Origin of the sequence: Cryobacterium sp. RTC2.1, from assembly GCF_035018685.1 — a bacterium.
In the GTDB taxonomy this organism is placed as follows: domain Bacteria; phylum Actinomycetota; class Actinomycetes; order Actinomycetales; family Microbacteriaceae; genus Cryobacterium; species Cryobacterium glucosi.
The window spans coordinates 1-3688 of the sequence record NZ_JASJXJ010000234.1 but is presented as its reverse complement, the minus strand read 5'-3'; the positions used below and the strand labels follow the sequence as shown (position 1 = coordinate 3688).

The window sequence follows — 3688 nt, the reverse complement described above, 5'->3', positions numbered from 1 at the left end:
AGGCAGGTCCCGAGACAGAACTGTCAGCAAGGTCATGAGACAGAACTGTCAGATTGAGAACGAGACTTCACAGCCCTTAAACCACGGGTTTAAGGGCCAAAAGTGTACTCTCGCGGGAGGTCATGGCCCGGTCCGTGGAGCGGGAGCGGGAGCGGGAGCGGGAGGAGCGGGCGGCTAGCGACCGAGCCAGCCGCCGTCGACGGGGAGGATGATGCCGTTCACGTAGTCCGAGGCGGCGGAGGCGAGGAAGACCGTCGCTCCGGTGAGGTCGGCTGGGGTACCCCAGCGGGCGGCGGGGATCCGCTCGAGGATGGCCCCGGACCGGCCGGCGTCGTTCTGGAGGGCCTGGGTGTTGTCTGTTGCGAAATACCCGGGGGCGATGGCGTTGACGTTGACGCCGAGCGGCGCCCACTCGTTGGAGAGCGCCTTGGTGAGTCCGGCGATCGCAGACTTCGAAGCCGTGTACCCGGGCACGTTGAGCCCGCCCTGGAAGCTCAGCAGGGAGGCGGTGAAGATGATCTTGCCGTGGCCCTGCGCGATCATGGTGCGGCCGATCTCCCGGCTGAGCACGAACTGGCTCGAGAGGTTGACGGCGATCACGCGGTCCCACATCTCGTCCGAGTGTTCGGCGGCGGGGGCGCGCGCGATCGTGCCCGCGTTGTTGACGAGCACGTCGATCGGGCCGAGCGCGGTGATCTCGGCGGCGAGCGCGGCGACGGCGTCCCGGTCGGCGAAGTCGGCGTGCAGTGCGGTGAACCGGCGGCCGAGTGCGGTGACCGCGGTCTCGATCGCGCTGCCGCGCCCGGGCATTCTCGACGAAACGCCGACGATGTCCGCGCCGGCCTCGGCGAGTGCGACGGCCATGGCGAAGCCGATGCCGCGGCTCGCGCCGGTGACGACGGCGGTCTTGCCGCTGAGGTCGAAGAGGTTCAGAACACTCATGACTGATTTCCTAACGTTGTGGTCGCGAATGCGCTTCCCTGGTAGCCGAGGGCCTGGGAGATGGCCGCCGCGGCCTTCAGGAGGGGGCCGGACATCGCCTCGATCTGCTCGTCGCTGTGCTCGATCGACAGCGTGGACACGCTGAGCCCGTAGCGGACGGTTCCGGTGTGGTCGAAGAGCGGCGCCGCGATGCAGGCGATTCCGGGCACGTTCTCGCCGCGGTCGCGGGCGGTGCCGCGCGAGCGCACGCCGGCGATCTCGCGGCGGAAGGCGTCCGGGTCGGTGATCGAGGCATCCGTGATGCGGGCGAGGCCGGCGCTCGCGATGATGCGGTCGACGGTGTCGTCTGGGTAGCTCGCGAGGATGACCTTGCCGATGCCGGTGGTGTGCAGCGGGGCGGCATGGCCGACGCGGGAGGGCATTGTGTACGGTTTGCGGGAGTCGCTGCGCATCACGTAGACGATCGAGTCGCCGGCGAGGTAGCCGATGTGCACGGTGCAGTCCACGGTCGCGACGAGGTCGTCGACGAAGGGTTGGGCGATCGCGGAGATGTCGACGCCGGCGAGGGCGCGGCCGGCGATCGCCAGGATCGCCGGGCCCGGCAGATAGCTGCCGGCGGGGTCGGTCGCGAGGAACCTCTGGGTCACAAGGGTAGCGAGCAGGCGGTGCACGGTGGCCTTGGGCAGGCCTGTCGCGGCGACGACGTCCGAGAACCGCGGATGCTCGAGGGCCGCCTCGAGCACGATGAGGGTGCGCTCGGCTGCGCCGGCAGGGGTGGCAGGAGTGGCGACCCGGACGGCGGCGGGGGCCGACGGCATCCGCTCGCCGGCCAGGTCAGCAGTCATCAGGAAACGGCGGTGATGTCCACGGCGTCCATGTCGTCGAAGGACTGGTTCTCGCCGGCCATGGCCCAGATGAAGGAGTAGTTCGAGGTGCCGACGCCCGAGTGGATCGACCAGCTCGGCGCGATGGTCGCCTGGCGGTTGGCGACGATCAGGTGGCGGGTTTCGGTCGGCTCGCCCATCAGGTGCACGACGCGGGCGGCCTCGGGGAGGTCGAAGTAGAGGTAGGCCTCCATGCGGCGGTCGTGGGTGTGCGCGGGCATGGTGTTCCACATGCTGCCCTCGTGCAGGCTCGTCACGCCCATCACGACCTGGCAGCTGCGCACGCCGTTCTCGTGGATGTACTGGTTGAGCGTGCGGCGGTTCGAGGTCGACTGGTCGCCGAGCTCACGGACGATACCGGTTCCCGCGGGCACGAGCGTGGTCGGGTATTCGGTGTGGGCCGGCGCGGAGAAGATGTAGAACCGGGCGGAGTCTTCGGTCTCGGGCGCGGCGCTCGCACTGTCCGAGATGAATTCGACGACGGATGCCCCGCGGCCGATGTACAGGCACGATCCGTGTCCGAGGGCGAACGGCACGCCATCGACGACAACGGTTCCGGATCCGCCGACGTTGACGATCCCGGCCTCGCGGCGCTCGAAGAAGTGGTCGGTCCGCAGTTCGGGGAAGCTCTCGAGGGTGAGCGGGGCCGTGACGGGGCTGACCCCGACGAGGATGACCCGGTCTTCGTGGGAGTAGACGGCGCGCAGCTCGTCGTCGACGAAGAGGTCGGTGACGAGGAAGCGTTCGCGCAGCTCGGCGGTCGTCATTCCCCGGACTTCGGTCGGGCTGGTGGCATTGCGGATCTGCACGGAGACTCCTTGCGCTTCACGGCCCCAAAATGGAACTTAGTTCCATTCTGGGCGCTGGCGCGCCCTCAGTCAAACCGACCGCGGCCGTCAGACTGGTGCGACGAGCCTCGAACGGGGGCTCCGGCTGCGGCACGGCCAACCGATAGCCTGACGAGAGGTGCGCTGGTGAATCCCGTGGATGCCCAGCCGATGTCCCACGATCACCGATGAAGCGAGGACCGCATGCGCACCGGCGCAGGAACCGACACGACCTCCACTGCCGACGGGTCCACAGTGCGGGTCCCCGCGCGGTCCCGGAAACAGCGAACGTGGTTCTTCCTGACACTCGCTGTCGGTCTCGCGACTCTCCTCACCGCCGGGATCGGCATCCCGCTGACATCGGCCGAACACGATCGGGTCGTCGCCGAGAACACCAAGCGTGCGACCCTCGCGGCGACAGCCGCACGAGCCGTGAGCGAACTCGCGGCGCTGCGCACCGAAGTCGCCCTCTTCGTTCTCCCCTTGGATGACTTCGATAGGCGCCTGGTCGGTGTCGTCGACCCTGCCCTGATCGCACAGCTGAACGTCGCCCGAGACCGACTGGGGTTGGCCGCGCACGGCGGCTACCCCCGGGCGATCGCCGAAGCTCACTCCGTCGTCGTGCGACGGCTCCAGGCCATCGCGGAGGCGGAAGCCACCGCAGCGGAGACCGCGGTCGGCGTGCAGACCGCTGCCGATCAGAACGCCCGGGATGCTGTCACCGCGGCCGTTCTCAAACTGCGTGCCGCAGCCATCACCCACGGAGAACTGCCCAAGGCCTTCACCGCGGTCGTCGTCGCGAATGCCGCGCTGACGGAAAATCAGGCGGCCGCCGTGGCCGCGACCCAAGCCGCGGCCGAAGCCGCCGCCGCTGAAGCCGCGCGGGTCGCGGCAGCGACCGCCGCCCGGAATTCCGGTACTTCCCGGAGTTCCGGTACTTCCCGGAGTTCCGGGTCGAGCGGAACCGGCAGCACCGGCGGCACGACGTCCGGCTCCCCTGACATTCAGGTCCTGCCCCACCCCACCTTCCTGGAC

The 3688-nt window shown here is 69.0% G+C and carries 4 protein-coding genes; 1 reads left to right on the top strand and 3 read right to left on the bottom strand.

Annotated features, from left to right (window positions below; all coding sequences use genetic code 11):
- Window positions 1-174 precede the first annotated feature (174 nt).
- The 3 genes from QN357_RS18230 to kduI are packed head-to-tail and all read right to left on the bottom strand — an operon-like array spanning window position 175 to window position 2635.
- Window positions 175-942, bottom strand: a complete 768-nt coding sequence (locus QN357_RS18230) for an SDR family NAD(P)-dependent oxidoreductase (RefSeq protein WP_323505321.1) — start codon at window positions 940-942, stop codon at window positions 175-177.
- Window positions 939-1787: an IclR family transcriptional regulator gene (locus QN357_RS18225; RefSeq protein ID WP_323505320.1), complete on the bottom strand. Its 849-nt coding sequence runs from the start codon at window positions 1785-1787 to the stop codon at window positions 939-941. The genes QN357_RS18230 and QN357_RS18225 overlap by 4 nt, the downstream gene beginning before the upstream one ends.
- Complete coding sequence (gene kduI, locus QN357_RS18220; RefSeq protein ID WP_134445951.1) at window positions 1787-2635, bottom strand: 5-dehydro-4-deoxy-D-glucuronate isomerase; 849 nt, start codon at window positions 2633-2635, stop codon at window positions 1787-1789. The genes QN357_RS18225 and kduI overlap by 1 nt, the downstream gene beginning before the upstream one ends.
- Before the next feature lie 222 nt (window positions 2636-2857).
- Here kduI and QN357_RS18215 point away from each other — a divergent pair.
- Window positions 2858-3688, top strand: an 831-nt coding sequence (locus QN357_RS18215; RefSeq protein WP_323505319.1) for a hypothetical protein, incomplete at its 3' end; no start/stop codon positions are given.